Genomic DNA, 18,000 nt, shown 5'->3' with positions numbered 1-18,000 from the left:
GTGGCATCAACGACACTGCGCCGCGCCGTTTTGGGGAAAGCACTCACTGCCCTGGAGGAGCAGGAGTTGCCCCTTCTTGAATGGGGCGTCACCGACGGCGCCCTCTCCGGGGAAGAGGTGGAGGATGCTCTGTGGTCGGTACTCGACAAGGACGAGGACGCGGCGTCACTGTTCTCTGACGCCGACCAGTTGAAGTCGGCGCTGATCAATCAGCAGCTTCTCTTCTACGTCCCCTTCGGCGGAGCCGAGCGGTATCGGACACGGTTCGCCGAAGGGGTTCGGCTGACTGCCTCTCTGCGGCAGATCTTCGGCCCCTGGCCTGGTCGTCCGCTGCCGGATGACTGGTGGGAGAGAGGCAAGCCTCTGGTCGCCGACTACCGCCTGCACGTCTCCGAGCGCCACTATCCCAAGCGTGAGGTCTCGGCCGCACAGGCGATCATCGAGATGGAGGCGACGACAGGGTGGACTGCGATGCATTCCACGGTCGCCGGGGTTCTGATCGGCTCGTATGCCCTCTCACGTTTCCAGGTCGACGCCACCAAAGCCGTCACCAACTCCCTGGCGAGCGGGGATTCGCGTGGCGTCGTGGTCGGTGCCGGCACGGGTAGCGGCAAGACCCTCGCGTTCTACCTTCCGGCCTTCGCGGCGATGGCCAACCACAAGGGCACGGGGGTGCACACCCTCGCGCTGTATCCGCGCATCGAACTGCTGCGTGACCAGTTGCGTGAAGCAATCAGGAACACCCTTGAACTGCGGCAGCGAGACCTGCCCAGTCCCACCATCGGCGTGCTCTACGGGCGTACACCGCCCAACAGCGACGACGTGACGCATGGAACCTATGAGTGGGCCGAACAGGGAGGGGCGCGCGTCTGTCCCTATCTGACGTGTCCGACCGGGGACGGCGGCGCCATGCTCTGGTCCGACCAGGACAGAGTCCGCAATATTGAGGCGCTGCGGTGCTCCGAGTGCAAGGAGGGGGAGATACCTGACGGGGTCATGGCCCTCACCCGGGAGTCGATCAACAGGGTTCTGCCCAAGCTGCTCTTCACCACGACGGAGATGCTCAACCGCAACAGCGCTGGGTCGAAGTTGAGCAGGACTCTCGGCTGGACGGGGTACGGCCCCCGTGTCGTCCTGCTCGACGAAGTGCACACCTACTCCGATTCCACGGGTGCCCAAACAGCCCTGCTGCTGCGGCGCTGGCGTCACGCACGCCGCGGCGCCGTCACCTTCGTCGGGCTGAGCGCCACCCTGCGTCAGGCTGACCGCTTCATGGCAGAACTCGTCGGGCTCCCTGCGCAAAGCGTCACGCTCATCGAGCCGCACAGCAGGGACATGGAGTCGGAGGGCCGCGAGTATCACCTCGCGCTGCGCGGCGACCCTTTGTCGGGTACAAGCCTTTTGTCCACCACTATCCAGACGGCAATGCTCCACGGACGCCTGCTCGACAGGAATCGGCCGGCCGGCACGACGCTGCACGGGACCAAGGGATTCCTGTTCACCGACGACCTGGATGTCACCAACCGCCTCTATGACGACCTTCGGGACGCAGAGGGCGGGCAGTACGGAAGAAACCGGCGACGGTGGGACGCTCCAGTCCTGGCGGCTCTGCGCTCCATGGACCTGCCGGCCGAAGAGGAGCGTTACCTCGCGGGCCAGTCCTGGAACCTTCCGGAGTTGATCGGGCACAGCCTCAGTGCCGACCTGAGCCAGCGTCCGTTGAGGATCGGCCGGACATCCTCCCAGGATGCGGGCGTCGACACGGATGCCGATCTTGTCGTCGCGACAGCCTCGCTCGAAGTCGGTTTCAACGATCCCGACGTCGGACTAGTGGTCCAGCACAAGGCGCCTCGCGATCCGGCATCCTTCCTGCAGCGCCGGGGCCGGGCCGGACGTGAGAGGGGCACACGCCCACTCACGATCGTCGCCCTGTCCGACTTCGGCCGAGACCGGTTGGCCTACCAGGACTACGTGTCCCTGTTCGCTCCCGAGGTAACCCCTCGCACCCTGCCAGTGCACAACCGCCACATCATCAAAATCCAAGGCGCTCAGGCCTTCATCGACTGGCTCGGCAACCGACTGCGTCACCGCAGCCTGTGGGTCAGCGCCCGAACACTAGCGACAGGAAACACCTGCCCCGACTCCAAAAATAAGCAGTTGCCCGCCGCCCGGAGGGCGATCACCGAGGATTTGGAGAGACTCCTCGGCGGGGACGACACCCTCCTACGCTCCCTGGCCAACCATCTGCGAGGCGCGCTGCGCCTGAGCCCCGACGAAGTGCAGGCCCTGCTGTGGGAGCAGCCCCGGTCCTTGCTGCTGGCAGTCGCTCCGACTCTCCTGCGACGTCTTACGGTCGGCGCGTCGCCGATCCATCAGGATCCTGGCGCAGTCGACCGGAAGGCTTTTCTGCCCGAGTTCGTCACGGCCTCGCTGTTTGCTCCGCTGAATCTTCCGGAGGTGAGCTTTGATCTCCCCTTCGCCACATCCGAGGACGAAGACAGGTTGCCCGTAGGCCGCGCGCTGCGGGAAGCGGTGCCCGGCCGTGTCAGCCGCCGCTTCGGGTATCGCGACGACCGTCACCGCACGTGGCTGGAAGTTCCCACCGACGTCGATGATGCGGTGATCGATCTGGGGAGCATTCTCGACGCGTCGGAGCGGCAGGGCCGTTGGAACACGGGCCGCACGGATGTGCAGACGGTCGAGGTCACTCGCCCGCGGCGGATCAGACTTGCGCAGCCGGACAAGGAGATTGGGACCTCCTCGCAAGGCATCCCGTTGTGGGCCACCCAATTCGTGGACAACCCTGCGGGTCCGCCGGTTGCAGCGGACGTACCGAAAGTGCCCGAATGGCGGGATCAGGTGCTGTCCATCGGGTTCGCCACTCACGCCTCCAGCAACCCCACCGAGGTGCGCCGGATGACCTATGGCGCTGTGGCTGAAGTGATCAATGGCAAGCCGGGCAAGCGGCACAAGGTGCAGGTCAGCTACGTCCTCGAGGGGGCGAGGGCAGCCATGGGCTTCACCTCGTCCGTCGACGCCGTCCACATACGGATCAAGCCCCTGGATCTCTCCGTGCCGGGCGTGGTGGAGCATTTGAACTCTCCCCAGTGGCGTTCGAAGGCGTTTGTGAACACCGTCCTGGAGGACCAGCGGATCGCTGCGACCACCAACTCGTTCCAGCGTGGATGGTTGACCCTGGTCTACCTCTCCGCGTTCGCGCTCGAGGGGTTGGAGGGCGCCAAGCCCGAGGCGATTCACGCGGGACTGTCGCAGGGCGCCTGGCGGGACAGCATCACGAAGGTCATCCCGCTGTTGTACAGGCAGGATCCCTCTGCCTCGCCTGCGGACCTCGGCAGTCCTGCCGACCGTGTCATCAGCGATCTGCAGGAACTCAGCCAAAACCCCGATGTCGTGACCGTGCTGGACGACGCCGGCGCACTGCTGTTCGGCGAGATCCTCCATATCCGCACAGCTGACCTGGCCCGCCGCGCCTACCGAGACACCTTGGCCGCCGCGATCCTGGAGGCTGTGACCCGAGCCTGTCCCGACGCACGCGACCAGGACCTCACGCTCGACGTGGTGCCGGGTACCGGTGCGGCACCGGATCACATCTGGATCAGCGAGACGTCCGAGGGCGGACTCGGCGTGGTGGAAAAGTTGGCGGAGACCTACGGGCGTGATCCTGCCCGCTTCTGGAGCCTAGTGAGCTCGGCTCTGCGTCCCAACAACTTCGAGCAGACAGATGTACGGCTGACGAATCTGCTCCGTCATGTGGTGGAAGGGGAACCCCATGGCGAGTTGGCCCAGGCGATGAGCGAGATGCGCACCGCAGCGTCGGCTCAGGACAGCAAGAACGCACTGCAGCGCATCCGGTCCGCCTGGAGCGAACTGGATGGTGCGCCGCGGCACGGTGATGTCGCCTCGCTTGCGATGCGCTTGCTTCGCCGCGGCTCCGACAGCCTGACCGACGCGACGGCCCTTGCCCTGGTGCAGGCATGGGATCAGTTGGAAGAAGCAACCGGGATCGAGGTCGACTCCCGGGTCATCGCCTACGCCGTAGGCGCGTCCAAGATCCAGTTGCCTCACAAGATCAGCCCGGACCAGGCCTTCAGCATCCTGTGGCCCCGGGGTGACCAGGCACGGAACTACCATCTGGACTCCTACCAGCCCTACCGTGCGGTGGACAACCCGCAGATCCTGGACCGGCTTCTGGCAGCTGCCGTGCACGCGCAAGCATGGCCGCGCTTGGATGCCACATCGCCGGATTGGCCCACCCGGTATGCCCAGGTGCTCACATCGCATCCTGCCGCCGAAGTGGTCGTTCCCCTGGACCGGCCCGAACTGCTGCGCCGTGTACTGCTGAACATCCCTGCCCTGCGCGTGGACCGTGGAAGTCTCAAGCTGTACGGCGAGGTGACCCAGGTGTACCGGGACAGCCGCGAGGTCGTCGTGAAGGCCGTCATCAAGGAGTCCGAGCAGTGACAGTCCCTCCTCGTACACTGCGCACCAATGCGCGCAGCGCCCTACGCGCGGACTCACTGATCCGGACGGCGCTGCTGGCTCAACTGTCCGCGCCCGGCGGTGAGGTCTGGCTGGTGTCTGCCTGGGTCAGTGATGTGGACCTGGTCGACAACGCTGACGGCTCCTTCGACTACCTTCTGGGCGAAAATCCCCCACTGCAGTGCCGGCTGTCCGACCTGCTGCTAATGCTGGCGAACAGCGGTACCGCCGTGCGCGTAGTAACCCAGGACGCTCCTGCGAACGCACTTTTCCTCGAGCGCCTCGACTTGGGCTGTGACGAGAGTACGGATCTGGCGGTCTTCCGGGACGAGGTGATTCACGAGAAGAGCCTGGTGGGCCCGGGCTGGATGTTCGAAGGCTCCATGAACTTCACGCGCAACGGCCTTGCCCGAAACAAGGAAAAGATCACCTACTCGCTGGACGAACCGGCTGCGGCGCAGGCAATAGTGGACTACCAGCATGAATGGACGGCACGTGGCGTCTGAGGAAGAAGCAGCAGAACAGGCGACCGGTACACAGCAGTTCGTGGACCACTTCCTTCATCGGGACCGCAACGATGCTGGTAAGTACCCGCGCGGCATCACGCTGCTTCGGGATGCGGCCGTCAAGTACCGCAAGTCGCCGATGGTGCTGCCGTGGCTGAACGAGAAGACGCAGCGCATGGCCTACTACGTGATTCCTCGCCGGCGCGAGGAACTCACCGCTGTTCGCGACCTCCTGGTGGCGTTCGTCGGCCCCTCGTTTGCGAAGTACGGCTACGACGCCCCTGCCGCGCTCGACAAGCCGCATGAGGCTGCGCTCCTTCAGCGCTACGGGGCAGGGAGCACCTTCGTCGTCCAGGCGACCGCCGACACGGACGAGAGGAAGCGCCTGAGGACTGCGCTGGAACGCATGGTAGAGGTGGTGGAGCGGGCCCCCGCGCGGTCTTGGTCCGCACCCAAGCCGCTGGGGCGTCTGCTGGCAGATTTCGAAGCAGCCCTTCTCAGCGGTGCACCACAGACGGCCCAGGCTCTCCTCCAGCAGATCGACCGCCAGGGCGGCCTCTCGCCGGCCAACGTCAAACATCTGGAGATCAGGCTGTGGGCCGCGCAGGGAAGGGCGCGCGAGATCCTGGCACTGCGCGGACTGCGCGAAGTACTGCTTCAGGACCCGCCAGTCTTGGTCAAGGACATGGTGCTGTCGGCTCTGTTCACAGCGCACATCGAACCCGCGCTCGCTGAAGGGGACCTGGCCCGTGCCGTAGACGCATTGAAGGCGCCGGACAGCCATCTCTCGCTGCTCGCGGATACAGACCTGCTGGCCCTGAGCGAGCAGGCCGTCACGGTGCTGCTGGTTGGCATGCACGCGCGAAGTGAAGAGGAGGAACTCTCGCGCAGCATCGCTCTGCTCGATGCCGAAGGCCGTGGCGACGCCGTGCCCGAGGCACTCGCGTTCTACCGCCGTCAAGCCCCTGCATTCGGCACCAAGGAACCGGACTGGGCGCAGCCGGATGTGGCACCTGCGGCAGAGCCCGAGGGTGAAGAGATGCCGGCGCAGACGGTCCTGAGCACGTGGTCAGAGGTGGTCGCGGCTGTCGCCCAGAGCGACAAGGCTGCCTTCGACCTCTGTCGCAGGATGGACATCCAGCGAGGCGGCACCTCGGTGCCTCCTGATTCGGTATCCGACGGTGAGATGGCCGAGGTGTTCGGCAGTCTCACCGATGCCGAGTACGAGGTCGTATGGCAGTACGCGCTCGGGCCGTTGCTGCAAGAACTCACCCGCTCAGACCTCACGTTCCCGCACACGCTGACCACGATCATGCGGAGCATCGTCAACCAGCGCTGCGACCCGGCGAACCTCGCAGTCCTCGACCTGCTCCTGGAACTGTTCCTTCGCTCCGCCCCACAGGCAGCGGAGTACGAAGAGTTCCTGGAACAGCTGAGCCTGCGGTTCGACGAATGGGTCGCACCCGAGACGGCCGGGCAGGCCCTCGACTTTGTCGACCGCCTGGTGGCATGGGCCGCGCCGGCACCCGCAGCCCGCGTACAGACAGCCCAACTCCTGTTCGCCCCGTTGCATCTCCACATGCGCCGACTCGACGGGGCATACCTGTCAACGGCGCGGTCGCTCAGTGATGAGCTAGAGCTCGGGTTGGACTGGCCTGAGCAAACCCCCTCGCAGACCGAGGAGAGCGAGCCGGTTGTCGAAACCGCGCAGATCCTCGTCTACGGCCTGGACGAGGGCGTGCTCCAGCGTGTCCACGACCGCGTCACCCGCCAGTTCCCCCGTGTAAAGGTGGTGCTCTCGGCAGAAAAGGTCGCATCGAAGCATCTGAAGGAGACGGCCCGCAACTCGGATTTCAGTGTGGTCATCACGCAGTGCGCTGCGCATGCGGCGACCAACTGCATCGGTCAGTACGCCAAGGAAGTCATCTACCCCCGAGGAGCCGGCTCGGCCTCCGTCACACACGCAGCCATCACCGCCTTGTACGAGCATGCCGCCAGGCAGGACCCGTCTGCTCAACTGCGGTGATACGCCGTGTGCCGCGCCCATCGGGCGCGGCACGAAGCTGCCCGCCCTCCGGTGCGCACCGTACAGGTGAAGGGGGCTACCCGACTGGTCCCCCACAATCTGACGGGCGGTTGGGGCGCTGTATCCATACCCATGCATCCCCTTGCCCGCTTGAACGCCGCGTGGCGCCGGCATGTCGTCGCTGCCCTCGTGCCTACGGCCCGGCCGAGAAGACCCGCGCCCATTGACGGTGGATGGGGAGCACGACGGAAGACGCCCTCCCCGAGGGGACACCTCGCATGCTGTCACAAACATCGTGAACCAGCATGCGCACGCGGCAGTGCACCGAAGCGGCCCGCATCGGTGTCGGTGGTGCGTTACCTCGTAGATGTGGTGCACACAACCGTTGGGTCAGCCCCGTACGGTGCGGCTCAGTAGATCGGTGAGCAGGCGGATGTCGTTGGGGGTGTTCTGCAGGCCATTCCAGCGGCGCTGTTCGCCGTCGGGAAAGCGCCACATGCCCGAGGTCCAGGCGGTGACCGGCATAAGAGACAGGACCGCCTTGCGCACCGCGTCGCAGTCGACCTCTTCGGCAGACATGCCGTCGGTGAGGCTATCCATGACGAAACCCATGGCCTGGATGCCAGCACCGTGAGTGAGGCGGGACTGGCGTGGCGGGAGTTTCCAAGCGTCGCTGAACGTCTCCTTGACAATGGCCCAGAAGGAGCGCAGATGCAGCAGCATGCGGTCGACGTCACCGGAGCCGTCTTCGGGGTTGCGGTACTGGTAGAGGGCGCCCTCGAAGAGGCTGTGCTCCAGCATGCGGAGAACGGCAGTGTCTTTGATGTTGCCGTCGGGTGAGGTGGGGCTGGCGATGCGGCCGTAGAAGGGGCCCTGGCCGTCGGTGTTGAGGCGGGTCATCAACTGGGCCGGCAGGCGCTTGCGCGCGTAGGTAGGCGGGAGATGACCGCTGGTCTCGGGCAGGAGCTCGTGGATGAGGCCCTTGGGCAGCGGCTTAGTGGAATTGACCAGAATGAACTGCGAGCGCTGGTCTTGCTGGTCGTCGGCGATAAAGCCAACGGCGGCGACGGGGAATTCGGCAAGGTTGGCGTCGCGGATCGCAGCGCTGCGCTGCTGGCCGTCGACGATCAAGGCGGGCTTGTCCTCGTCGGGCAGGGACTCATCGACGGGGATGACCAACTCGCCGGGGACGGAGTAGTCGACGCTGTCCTTGCGTCGTGCTCCGCTCTCGAAACGGACGGAACCGTCGAAGGCCAGGACCAGGGCATTGGGGAGCATGGCCTTGTCGGACTCGAGGTAGCGGCGGATGCCGCGGATGTGACTGAGGACCTCGGGGCGCTGGTAGCCCTGGAGGGCGCTGTCGTCGTCGCGGCGGACGCGGGAGACGGCAGCAAAACTGTGGATCTTCTTACCGTCGACAGCGAAGCAGTAGATTTTTCGGTCTCCTTGGCGCACCTCGAGTGCAGGGAGCCTGAGTTCGTAGCGGTCAGCCATCGCATCTCCTGACTGGTTCAAAACGTTAAAAGGATTAGGGCCGCATGTTACCCGAAGGTGAGCGATCGCATTTTCGCCTCGAGTACGGTCAGATTATGGAATCCGCGACGCTTGTTGCGTTCACTCCCGCGGAATATAGCAATCTCAATGCCGTGTTTCTTGCACAGAGCGCAGAGGCAGGCGCGCCATGGAGCGTCGCTCAGCGTGCGCTCATAGAATTCGAGATAGCTTTTCTTTTTCGGTCCCAGCACCAGGGACTCGTACGTCTGAAGCGCGGTCAGCACGCCCTCAAGGGAGTTTTCCCCGCAGTCGAATTCCCGCAGCGCGCGCAGGCAGGCCCGTTCTGCGCTGATGGCCTGGGCCTGGGAGACGCTTCCGGAAAGGATGAGGCGTTTGAGTGCGGGATTGCCGTCGACTTGGGGGACCCTGATGGCCGTGTAAGCGCCGGTGGCGGTGTGGTAGTTGTTGCGGTCATCCATGAAGGCCTGGCGGAAGGCGGAGGTGCTGTCGAAGCTGGTCACGCCGTGGCGGGCGAACTGCTCCATGCTGTCGACACGGTTAATGCCGAGAAGGTGTAGTTCGGTGTCATGCTTGCGCACTTCGTCGATGGCTCGCAAGCAGGCCAGGATCTCGTGGGACTTGAGGGGGACCATGCCGCCGAGGGCGATACGCCGATATCCCATTTTCTGCAGTTGCGCGACGGAGTGGGCGTAACTGTCGGGTCCCCACCCCTGGGCGGCGCCGACGGGTTCGAAGCGGGCGCCGTGCTTTTTGGTCGCGGCGAGAAAGTTCTCAGCGAGTTCCAGGGAGATCTGCTGGCGTTCCACCCACGCCGCTTCTGGTTCCGTGTCGGATTCTTGAGGGATGTAGCCGAAGATGATGTGGTCGATGCTGATGCCGGCGTCGAATCCGCATCGACCGTAGAAGTCAAGGACTTCATCGACTTCGTAGGGTGGGCGCTCTTCGTCGATATAGTTGAAGGCGCCGCAGTCTCCGATGGTGGAGCATTCGTCGGGAAGACGGAAGAAGTTCCTCACGCCCAGGCGGTAGAAGCGCTCGCGCTGGGGTGCAGAGTATTTACCTGCACCCTTCATGGATCCGTCGACAACCGCCTTGCTGACAAGGATCCCGTCGTAGGGGATCGGTGTCACGGCCTGGTGGGCGTAGACGTCATCACGCTGACGGACTCGGTAGGGCGAGTACTCATCGTTGATGAAGTCGTACGTGGGGCTCACCAGGTCCTGGCTGTCAGGGAAATAGAATTTCACGCGGCCTTTGCCTTTTCCTGCACATAGATACGGAGGAGGTAGTTCGACAGGGTGCTGATGTGGCGGGGGTTGTTCTGGAGTTCGTTCCAGGGGGTGTTCAGGTCGGGCCAGCGTCCCTGGGTCCAGCGGCAGTGCGGCGCGATCAAGGCGAGTTCGTCCCGCGCCAACTCCACGGCATGGGGTGAGGCGGGGTCGATGGCCATCATGACGCGATCCATCAAGCGTCCCATGGAGCGGATGCCGACGCCGTGCATGAGCCGACTCTTGGTCGCCGGCAGCCCCCACGCGTCGGGGAAGGTGTCGCGCACCGCGGTCCAGTAGACGACGAGGATCTGGCGGATGGTGGCCGTGTCGACCGTGCCATTGGACAGATTTTTGTAGGGAAAGAAGGCGCCTGACGGGGAGTTGAGGGACTCCTGGATGGCCGTGGTGAGGCTGTTGTCCGTGACGACGGCGTCCGTCTTCTGCTCGGCCGTTGTGGACGGGCGGCGCACCAGGCCTCGAAAGGGTGAGTCCTTGTCGTGGTTGAGGGCCTCGACCAGCACGGCCGGGAGTTTGCGGGCGGAGAGTTTGGTCGGCAGCAGGGTGCCGACTTCCGGGAGGAGTTCGGTCACGAGATTGGTGGGCAGCGGGGACACCGTGTTCACGCGCAAGAACTGGTCGCGCTGGGTTTCCAGGTCTTCGGCAACGAAGCCGGCGATGGTCACAGCCAGGCGGGTGTTGCGGGTGCGAGCCAGGGCGAGGCTGCGCTGCTGACCGTCGACGATCCAGGCGGGCCGGGGAGCGTCGGGGGCATCGGGCAGGGTGATCTCCAGCGTGCCCGAGGTGCACAGGCCGTCGCTGCTGCCCGGGCCCGGGCTGGACTTGAACCGCACACTGGAGGGCAGCGCCATGATCAGCCCGTTGGGAAACAGGACCTCCTCGCCGTCGAGGTACTCGAGAATCTGCTTCACGTGCTGCTTTTTCTCGGGGCGTTGGTAGCCGATCAGTTTGCCCGCTTCGTCTCGGGAGATGCGGGCAACGTCGGCGACCTGGTGGACCTCTTCCGCCGCCAAGGTGAACACATACAGCGGGATCGTGGGGTGCTGATCGATCCGCAGAGCCCGACGCTTAAGCACAGTGGAGGTCATCGTTGGCCAATCGTTGACGAGTACAGGCCTGCGAAGCGCTTCTGTTCGCAGGCCATCCCCTTGTCTCTCAGTAGGCGTAGCAGGCGCGTACGGGACGCGTCTGGGTAGTGGCTTTTCATGTCCTTGATGAAGTCGATCACTGCAGCGTCCGACATCGGGGTGCGTGCATAGCGTTCCGGGCGGGCCGCCTGGTCGACCCAGGTCGTCCAACGTTCTGTGGCTGCAGGGGTAATGAGGCGGCCGGGAGTGCAGTGCTGCAGCCAGGCTGCCGCCATGCGGGCGTTGAGGCTGGTGAGGGTGCCGCCCAGGGCGTTACGCAGGGCGGCGTTGGCTGGAATGCGCAGCACGCCGTCCAGGTCGCAGGCGCCTCCGATGAGCACCGTGTCCGCTCCGCTGGCCGCCAGGGCGAGCAGCTCGCGGTGCATGGCTTGGGCGTACGTCTCGGACAGCACCACAAGAATTCGCCCGGAAGAAGCCGCAATCTTGGACAAGTTGTGACTTTCGTCCATGCGCTGCAGACGATCCCACCAGTCGGCCGCCTGGGACGTGGAGGAAGCCACGGAATCTGCGTGTCGAGACATGAAAGTGGCCGCGTAGGAGGGGGCGAGACTGGAGACTGATCGCAGACCCAGTCCGGCCGAGGCCACATACAAGCGGGGCGCGAACCCGGCATGGGCAGCAACGGCAGCCAGGGCTTGAGCACGCCGCCACTGGTCTCCTTGGTAGAGATGCGCCAACTCCACCCGCCCCTCGGAGGCGGTTCGAAGGCGGCGTTCCCACTCCGCGGCCCTCTCGGGCAGATCCGCAGCGGGCAGATCGCGGGCCCGCAGGGCGGTCACGGGTGGTGAAGCCTTCCGGTCCGTGCACGTGACCACGATGGGCAACTCGTTCACTGCGGATCGACCTCTGGCTTCTCTAACTCGTCTGTTGTCGTGATTACTGTAGCCGGTAGTTACCGGGGTAGGCTTCGCCTGCCTCAACTGAGGCAACTGGACATCAGACAAGGGAGTGACAGCATGGATCGTCCCGCGATCGTGTTGCTGAGTGGCGGCCTGGACTCGACCACGGTGCTGGCCATCGCCAAGGACCAGGGATTCACTCCCTACGCGCTCAGCTTCCGCTACGGTCAGCGCCACTCCATCGAACTGGAGGCAGCCCAGCGCGTCGCCCAGGCCCAGGGGGTGGCCCGGCACGTCATCGCCGACATCGATCTGCGGGTCTTCGGCGGCTCTGCCCTGACCGCCGACATTGAGGTGCCCAAGCACGAGTCGCTCCAGGACACGCCCCAGTCCGGGGTACCGATCACGTACGTGCCGGCCCGCAACACGATCTTCCTGTCGTTCGCACTGGCCTTCGCCGAGACCGTCGGCGCCAGCGACATCTTCACCGGGGTCACGGCCGTGGACTACAGCGGCTACCCCGACTGCCGCCCCGAGTACATGGAGGCCTTCGCCACGATGGCCAACCTGGCCACCCGAGCCGGCGTCGAGGGCACCTCCAAGATCACACTGCACTCCCCTCTGATCGCACTGTCCAAGGCCGACATCGTCCGCGAGGGCCTGCGCCTGGGCGTGGACTACTCCCTGACCTCCTCCTGCTACGACCCCGACGAACAGGGACAGGCCTGCGGCAAGTGCGAGACGTGCCTGCTGCGCCTGAAAGGCTTCGCCGAGGCCGGCGTGAAGGACCCGGTCCAGTACCAGAGCGCCTGAGCATGACGTACCTGATCAAGGAAATCTTCTACACCCTTCAAGGGGAAGGCAGTCACGCAGGACGCCCTGCAGTTTTCTGCCGCTTCTCTCGCTGCAACCTGTGGACCGGCCGGGAACGTGACCGCGCCCGCGCCATCTGCCAGTTCTGCGACACCGATTTTGTCGGCACTGACGGCGAAGGCGGCGGCCGCTTCACCACCGCCGACGACCTGGCCGCCGCCGTGGAGGCTGCCTGGCCCACTGCCGATCGCGCACACCGGTTCGTGGTGTGTACCGGAGGAGAACCCCTGCTGCAGTTGGACGAGAAGGCCATCAACGCCCTCCACGACCGCGGCTTCGAAGTCGCAGTAGAAACCAACGGCACCCGCCCGGCACCCCGGGGTATCGACTGGCTGTGCGTGAGCCCCAAGATCGGCTCCACACTGGTCCTCACTCACGGCGACGAACTCAAACTGGTCTATCCCCAGGCCGGCGGCGACCCCGCCCAGTTCGAAGACCTCAACTTCCGCCACTTCAGACTGCAACCCCTGGACGGCGCTCATCGCGAGACCCACACTCGCGCCGCCGTCGAGTACTGCATGAAGAACCCGCGCTGGACACTTTCCCTCCAGACGCACAAGTATCTGGGAATTCGGTAATGGAAATCTTTCGCGAGTTCACCTTCGAAGCAGCCCACCGCCTGCCACGTGTCCCCGAAGGACACAAGTGCGCCCGCCTCCATGGCCACTCCTACAAGATCACCGTGCACGTCGAAGCGCCAGTGGATGCGGAAGCAGGCTGGGTAATGGACTTCGGCGACGTCAAGCGCGCATTCCAGCCCATCGACGCACAGCTAGACCATTACTACCTGAACGACATCGAAGGCTTGGAAAACCCTACCAGCGAGAACCTGGCCCGCTGGATCTGGGACCGGATGATCGCCGAACTCCCCGCCCTGTCAGCGATCACCGTGCGCGAGACCTGCACCTCCGGTTGCACCTACCGAGGCGAGTAGCAGCATGCACGACATCCAAAACGAGGCCGACCACCGCGGCATCGCCATCGACGAAGTAGGAATCAGCGGCCTGCGCTACCCCGTCACGTTCGATGACGGCCACACGCGCCAGAACGGCATCGCCGACATCAGCGTCACCGTCGGCCTTCAGGCGGACCGGCGCGGCACCCACATGAGCCGCATGATCGCCCTGGTGCACGAGGAAGTGGCCACCCTCGCCCCGCAGGAGTTGCCCATCGCCCTCAAACGAGGGCTCGAGCTGCTCGAAGCCCCCACCCTGGCACTGACGCTGTCCCTGCCCATCGCCACGACCGTGACCGCACCCGCCAGTAAGCGACAGTCGTGGCAAACGCACGACGTCACCATTACCGGCCGCATCACCGCCGACACCTGCACCGTCGCCACCACGGTGACCACCGACGTCACCAGCCTGTGCCCGTGCTCCAAGGCCATCTCCGACTACGGCGCCCACAACCAGCGCAGCGAGATCACCCTCACGGTCACCGGGACCACCGACGCGCCCTACCCCCTGGCGATCCACGAAATCGTCGACCTGCTGCGCAACGTCGGCTCCGCCCCTGTCTTCCCCCTCATCAAGCGGCCCGACGAGCGCGTCGTCACCATGCAGGCCTACGACCATCCCGTCTTCGTGGAAGACATCATTCGCGGCATAAGCCTCGTATGTCGCGAAAAGGGTCTGAATCATGCGATCCGGGCGAAGAACCTGGAAAGTATTCACAGCCACGACGCCATCGCCAGCCTGACCTACACCGGCTGAACCCACGTCCTCGCCGGCGCCACAGGCCGGAAGGGGGGTGCCATCCCCTTCCTCACGCCGTGCCTGCCGCGGCGAGGCGCATGGTTCCGCCCGACTCCGCGGGAGGCGTCCGCTGGCGGCTATGCACGCGCCCCGCGCCCCGTAAAGTGGGCCGGCACCCGCGACGCTGTCTGGCGCGCCAGCCGTCGACAGACCCACCCGAGTCCCTCAGCGCGACATCGCCGCCTGATCCACGCGTTCCTTACGCACCTCGGAACCAGGCACTTACCCCAGCACTGCAGCACGGACCGACGCCTTAACGATGTCAGTGCCGTGCGCTGTACTGTCTGCACGTTCGCCCCACCGCCCGTCCGCCGCTGGAGCCGAGCGCAGCATCCCACCGCCTAGACAGAAAGTAGATCGTGAAGGCCCCCGCTCCTGCCGGTATCGCCACACTCATCGCCTACATCGCCACCATCCCGGCCGCCAACATGGCTGTCACCCACTTCGGCGCGGTACCCGTCGGCCTCGGTTACGTCGCACCTGCCGGCGTCTACCTCGTCGGCCTGGCGCTCGTCCTGCGCGACCTTGCACGCGAGGCGACCGGCCGTGGCGCCATCCTCGCCGCCATAGCCATCGGCACCGTCCTCTCCTACCTCCTCGCCGACCCCAGCCTCGCCACTGCCTCAGCGGTCGCCTTCGCCGTCGCTGAAACCATGGACTTCGTCGTCTACGAACCCCTGCGCAAGCGAGGACTACTCGTCGCGATACTCGCCTCGAACACCGTCGGACTTCTCGCCGACAGTCTCCTGTTCCTCCACCTTGCCTTCGGCTCCAGCAATTACCTGCCTGGACAAATCCTCGGCAAAACGTGGATGACTCTCGCGGCCGTCATAGTCCTGGGGCTACTGCGCCGCCGTGACCGCGTTATCGCCTGAAGGTCTCAGCCTGCCATCCACGTATGGCACGAAACCTCACCGCAATAGCCTTCGCTCAAGCCCTCCACACGACAGGCCCTGTCGCTCAAGCGGCCGCCCGCAGGTGAACGCCTCAGGGCTCCTGATCGGAGGCGAGCTACCGCACCCTGGCCACCCGCGGAATCCTCGCGCTGCTGGATCCCAGTCTGGTGGCCTCGCAAGCGTGCCTTCTGGCGTCTGCTTGCGCCGACGAACAACGGTGGGAAACCGCGGACGTCTGCGGACCCCCAGTCCCGGCGAAGAACACGTCGCCCCCAGGCGCCTCGCCCGCGTGTGCGGGTGTCTGCCCCCACTGTTCCTCGGACGGTGGTCCGCCCGGTGCCCGCGTCACAGTCCCTCGGGGCCAGTCGGCCAGTGCCCGCCTCGCCGCCGCGATGAGCTGTCTGCCGGCCCTGCCTTCCCGGCCTCGATCCGGGACGACCTGTCCGGGATTTCGGGGGTGGTCCCCACCCGGTCCCGCCGGTCGAGGCCGTCCGCCGGTTCGGCAGCGGGGCCGACCTGCCGCCGTCCGCGGGGGACGGAGCCGGCTCGTGGCGGTGGCCGACCCAGCGGTTCGCGCGGAGGGCCGCGGTCCGCTCCGGCGCCGGTGGCACACCCCGCAGGCGCCCGGAGGGCCCGGTCAGGCGGACCGCTTCCGGGACGGTGTCTTCTTCGGGGCGGGCTTCTTCGCCGTGTCCTTCGCCGTCGCCGTCGTCTTCTTCGAGGTCGCCGTCGTCTTCTTCGCCGTGCTCTTCGCGGGCGCCGCCGTCTTCTTGGTGCCCTCGTCCGCCCTGGACGTCGACTTCCGTGCCGTGGCCGTCTTGCCTGGGGTGGCCTTCGTCGTCTTCTTGCCCCCGGTCTCCTTGGGCGCGGCCCGTCCCCGCAGTGGTCTGACCTCGGCCTCGCCGGTGGGGGTCCCGCGGGACTCGCGTGCCGCCCGGACGCTGTTCTCCAGCGCGGCCATCAGGTCGAGCACCTTGCCGTCGGCGGCGGGGGCCGGGGTCTCGGGCGGGACCTCGCCGGCGGCCTTGGCCGCGATGACCTCCTCCAGCGCCTCGCGGTACTCGTCGTGCAGGTCCTTCAGGTCGACCTCGCCGAGGGTGTCCATGAGGGCGTCCGCGAGGTCGAGTTCCTTGTCGCGGATGGTCACGTCGGTGTCGGGGGCGATGCCCTCGGGGGTCCGTACCTCGTCGGGCCACAGCAGGCCGTGCATGACGATGGCGTCCCCTACGACCCGAAGCATGCCGAGGCGTTCCCGGCCGCGCAGCGCGTACTTGGCAATGGCGACCTTGTCGCTGCGTTTGAGGGCCTCGCGCAGGAGGGTGTACGGCTTGGCGGCGGGCGTTCCACCGGCGGCGAGGTAGTACGCCGCGCCCATCTGGAGGGGGTCGATCCGGTCGGCCGGCACGAAGGCCACGATCTCGATGGTGCGGGCGGTCGGGATGGGCAGGTGGGAGAGGTCCTCGTCGGTGATCGGGATGATCGAGCCGTCGGCGTCCTCGTAGGCCTTGCCGATCTCGTCCTGGCCGACCTCGCGGTCCTCCAGTTCGCAGACCTTGCGGTAGCGGATGCGGCCGCTGTCCTCGGTGTGGATCTGGCGGAAGGAGATGGCGTGGTTCTCCGTGGCGTTCACCAGTTTGATCGGGATGGTGACGAGACCGAAGGAGATGGCGCCGTTCCAGATCGATCGCACGTACCGCACCCTGCCTTTCCCGTTTTTCCCGGTTCGTCTGGGATTGTCATCTTATGACGCCTATCACAGAGGTGGAGGGGCGCCGGGTCGCGCTGAGCAACCTGGAGAAGGTGCTGTATCCGGAGACCGGCTTCACCAAAGGGGAGCTGCTGCACTACTACGCGACCACCGCCGGGGCCCTGCTGCCGCATCTGCGGGACCGGGCGGTGTCCTTCCTGCGCTATCCGGACGGCCCCGACGGACAGCTGTTCTTCGCCAAGAACGTGCCGCCGGGTACGCCCGAGTGGGTCACGACCGCGAAGGTGCCGCGCTCGTCGGCGGACAGTCCGGCCCGGATGGTGGTGGTGCAGGACCTGCCCAGCCTGGTCTGGGCGGCGAACCTGGTCACCGAGTTCCACACCCATCAGTGGCTGGTGCAGACGCCCGACGAGGCCGACCGGCTGGTCTTCGACCTGGATCCCGGTGCGCCCGCGCACGTCGTGCACTGCTGCGAGGTCGCTCTGTGGCTGCGTGAGCGGCTCGCCGCCGACGGGATCGAGGCGTACCCGAAGACGGCCGGGTCGAAGGGGCTGCACCTGCTGGCGGCGGTGCGCGGGAGTTCCTCCGAGCGGACGTCCGAGTACGCGAAGGCGCTGGCGGTGGAGGCGGAGCGGGTGATGCCCGGGCTGGTGGTGCACCGGATGAACAAGAGCCTGCGGCCGGGGAAGGTGTTCGTCGACTGGAGCCAGAACGCGGCCCGCAAGACCACGGCCACCCCGTACACCGTGCGCGCCCGCCGGGCCCCGCTGGTGTCCGCGCCGGTGACCTGGGAGGAGGTCGCCGGCTGCGACAGCCCCGGACAGCTGGAGTTCCGGGCCGGGGACATCGCCGCGCGGCTCCAGGACCTCGGTGACCTCATGGCCCCGCTGACGGACCCGGCGAGGGCCGCGCCCCTGCCCTGACCGGGCTGGAGCGGGCGGTCCGG

General features: G+C 66.0%; 14 protein-coding genes. 9 read left to right on the top strand and 5 right to left on the bottom strand.

Annotation, left to right across the window (positions count from 1 at the left end):
- The 3 genes from dpdJ to dpdD are packed head-to-tail and all read left to right on the top strand — an operon-like array spanning position 1 to position 7,032.
- The gene (gene dpdJ, locus ACF1BE_RS17630; protein WP_392199931.1) at positions 1 to 4,482 is read left to right on the top strand and encodes a protein DpdJ; all 4,482 of its coding nucleotides are present in this window, start codon (positions 1 to 3) and stop codon (positions 4,480 to 4,482) included.
- A complete protein-coding gene (gene dpdK, locus ACF1BE_RS17625) occupies positions 4,479 to 5,006 on the top strand; it encodes a phospholipase D-like domain-containing protein DpdK (protein ID WP_392199930.1) in 528 nt (175 codons plus the stop codon). The genes dpdJ and dpdK overlap by 4 nt, the downstream gene beginning before the upstream one ends.
- Positions 4,996 to 7,032, top strand: a complete 2,037-nt coding sequence (gene dpdD, locus ACF1BE_RS17620; RefSeq protein WP_392199929.1) for a protein DpdD — start codon at positions 4,996 to 4,998, stop codon at positions 7,030 to 7,032. The genes dpdK and dpdD overlap by 11 nt, the downstream gene beginning before the upstream one ends.
- Positions 7,033 to 7,422: 390 nt before the next feature.
- On the opposite strand, the gene dbpB (ACF1BE_RS17615) is transcribed toward dpdD, so the two are convergent.
- Genes dbpB (ACF1BE_RS17615) through ACF1BE_RS17600 form a run of 4 tightly spaced genes read right to left on the bottom strand, consistent with a single transcriptional unit; the run spans position 7,423 to position 11,763 of the window.
- The gene (dbpB, locus tag ACF1BE_RS17615; RefSeq protein WP_392199928.1) at positions 7,423 to 8,526 is read right to left on the bottom strand and encodes a DGQHR domain-containing protein DpdB; all 1,104 of its coding nucleotides are present in this window, start codon (positions 8,524 to 8,526) and stop codon (positions 7,423 to 7,425) included.
- A 47-nt stretch (positions 8,527 to 8,573) separates the two neighbouring features.
- Positions 8,574 to 9,794 carry a tRNA-guanine transglycosylase DpdA gene (dpdA, locus tag ACF1BE_RS17610; protein WP_392199927.1) on the bottom strand — a complete coding sequence of 407 codons (1,221 nt, stop codon included), beginning with the start codon at positions 9,792 to 9,794 and terminating at the stop codon, positions 8,574 to 8,576.
- A complete protein-coding gene (gene dbpB / locus ACF1BE_RS17605; RefSeq protein WP_190013229.1) occupies positions 9,791 to 10,924 on the bottom strand; it encodes a DGQHR domain-containing protein DpdB in 1,134 nt (377 codons plus the stop codon). The genes dpdA and dbpB (ACF1BE_RS17605) overlap by 4 nt, the downstream gene beginning before the upstream one ends.
- On the bottom strand, positions 10,921 to 11,763 hold the full coding sequence (locus tag ACF1BE_RS17600; protein WP_392199926.1) for a hypothetical protein: 843 nt from the start codon (positions 11,761 to 11,763) through the stop codon (positions 10,921 to 10,923). Before ACF1BE_RS17600 ends, dbpB (ACF1BE_RS17605) begins: the two co-directional genes overlap by 4 nt.
- Positions 11,764 to 11,940: 177 nt before the next feature.
- Here ACF1BE_RS17600 and queC point away from each other — a divergent pair, with 177 nt between their 5' ends.
- The 5 genes from queC to ACF1BE_RS17575 all read left to right on the top strand — a co-directional run bounded on the left by queC (position 11,941) and on the right by ACF1BE_RS17575 (position 15,325).
- Positions 11,941 to 12,636 carry a 7-cyano-7-deazaguanine synthase QueC gene (gene queC, locus ACF1BE_RS17595; RefSeq protein ID WP_392199925.1) on the top strand — a complete coding sequence of 232 codons (696 nt, stop codon included), beginning with the start codon at positions 11,941 to 11,943 and terminating at the stop codon, positions 12,634 to 12,636.
- A gap of 2 nt (positions 12,637 to 12,638) precedes the next feature.
- Positions 12,639 to 13,274, top strand: coding sequence for a 7-carboxy-7-deazaguanine synthase (queE, locus tag ACF1BE_RS17590; protein WP_392199924.1), 636 nt, complete (start codon positions 12,639 to 12,641; stop codon positions 13,272 to 13,274).
- The gene (gene queD / locus ACF1BE_RS17585) at positions 13,274 to 13,630 is read left to right on the top strand and encodes a 6-carboxytetrahydropterin synthase QueD (protein WP_190013225.1); all 357 of its coding nucleotides are present in this window, start codon (positions 13,274 to 13,276) and stop codon (positions 13,628 to 13,630) included. The genes queE and queD overlap by 1 nt, the downstream gene beginning before the upstream one ends.
- Before the next feature lie 4 nt (positions 13,631 to 13,634).
- Entirely contained in the window at positions 13,635 to 14,408 is a 774-nt protein-coding gene (locus ACF1BE_RS17580; protein ID WP_392199923.1) for a GTP cyclohydrolase I FolE2, read from the top strand.
- Between the two features lie 401 nt (positions 14,409 to 14,809).
- Entirely contained in the window at positions 14,810 to 15,325 is a 516-nt protein-coding gene (locus tag ACF1BE_RS17575; RefSeq protein ID WP_392199922.1) for a VUT family protein, read from the top strand.
- Between the two features lie 658 nt (positions 15,326 to 15,983).
- Here the strand turns inward: ACF1BE_RS17575 and ACF1BE_RS17570 are convergent.
- The gene (locus tag ACF1BE_RS17570) at positions 15,984 to 17,036 is read right to left on the bottom strand and encodes a Ku protein (RefSeq protein WP_392199921.1); all 1,053 of its coding nucleotides are present in this window, start codon (positions 17,034 to 17,036) and stop codon (positions 15,984 to 15,986) included.
- Between the two features lie 53 nt (positions 17,037 to 17,089).
- Between ACF1BE_RS17570 and ligD the strand changes: the two genes are divergently transcribed.
- Positions 17,090 to 17,977 carry a non-homologous end-joining DNA ligase gene (gene ligD, locus ACF1BE_RS17565; protein WP_392199920.1) on the top strand — a complete coding sequence of 296 codons (888 nt, stop codon included), beginning with the start codon at positions 17,090 to 17,092 and terminating at the stop codon, positions 17,975 to 17,977.
- Positions 17,978 to 18,000 lie beyond the last annotated feature (23 nt).

This window comes from Streptomyces sp. NPDC014991 (assembly GCF_043080665.1).
Taxonomy (GTDB): domain Bacteria; phylum Actinomycetota; class Actinomycetes; order Streptomycetales; family Streptomycetaceae; genus Streptomyces.
This window is presented reverse-complemented; position numbering and strand designations above follow the sequence as displayed.

What these genes read in the sequence shown, in the direction of transcription:
- dbpB (WP_392199928.1), bottom strand. Translation starts at nt 8,526, where the DNA reads ATGGCTGACCGCTACGAACTCAGGCTCCCTGCACTCGAGGTGCGCCAA.
- dbpB (WP_190013229.1), bottom strand. Translation starts at nt 10,924, where the DNA reads ATGACCTCCACTGTGCTTAAGCGTCGGGCTCTGCGGATCGATCAGCAC.
- queC (WP_392199925.1), top strand. Translation starts at nt 11,941, where the DNA reads ATGGATCGTCCCGCGATCGTGTTGCTGAGTGGCGGCCTGGACTCGACC.
- queE (WP_392199924.1), top strand. Translation starts at nt 12,639, where the DNA reads ATGACGTACCTGATCAAGGAAATCTTCTACACCCTTCAAGGGGAAGGC.
- queD (WP_190013225.1), top strand. Translation starts at nt 13,274, where the DNA reads ATGGAAATCTTTCGCGAGTTCACCTTCGAAGCAGCCCACCGCCTGCCA.
- ACF1BE_RS17580 (WP_392199923.1), top strand. Translation starts at nt 13,635, where the DNA reads ATGCACGACATCCAAAACGAGGCCGACCACCGCGGCATCGCCATCGAC.
- ligD (WP_392199920.1), top strand. Translation starts at nt 17,090, where the DNA reads ATGACGCCTATCACAGAGGTGGAGGGGCGCCGGGTCGCGCTGAGCAAC.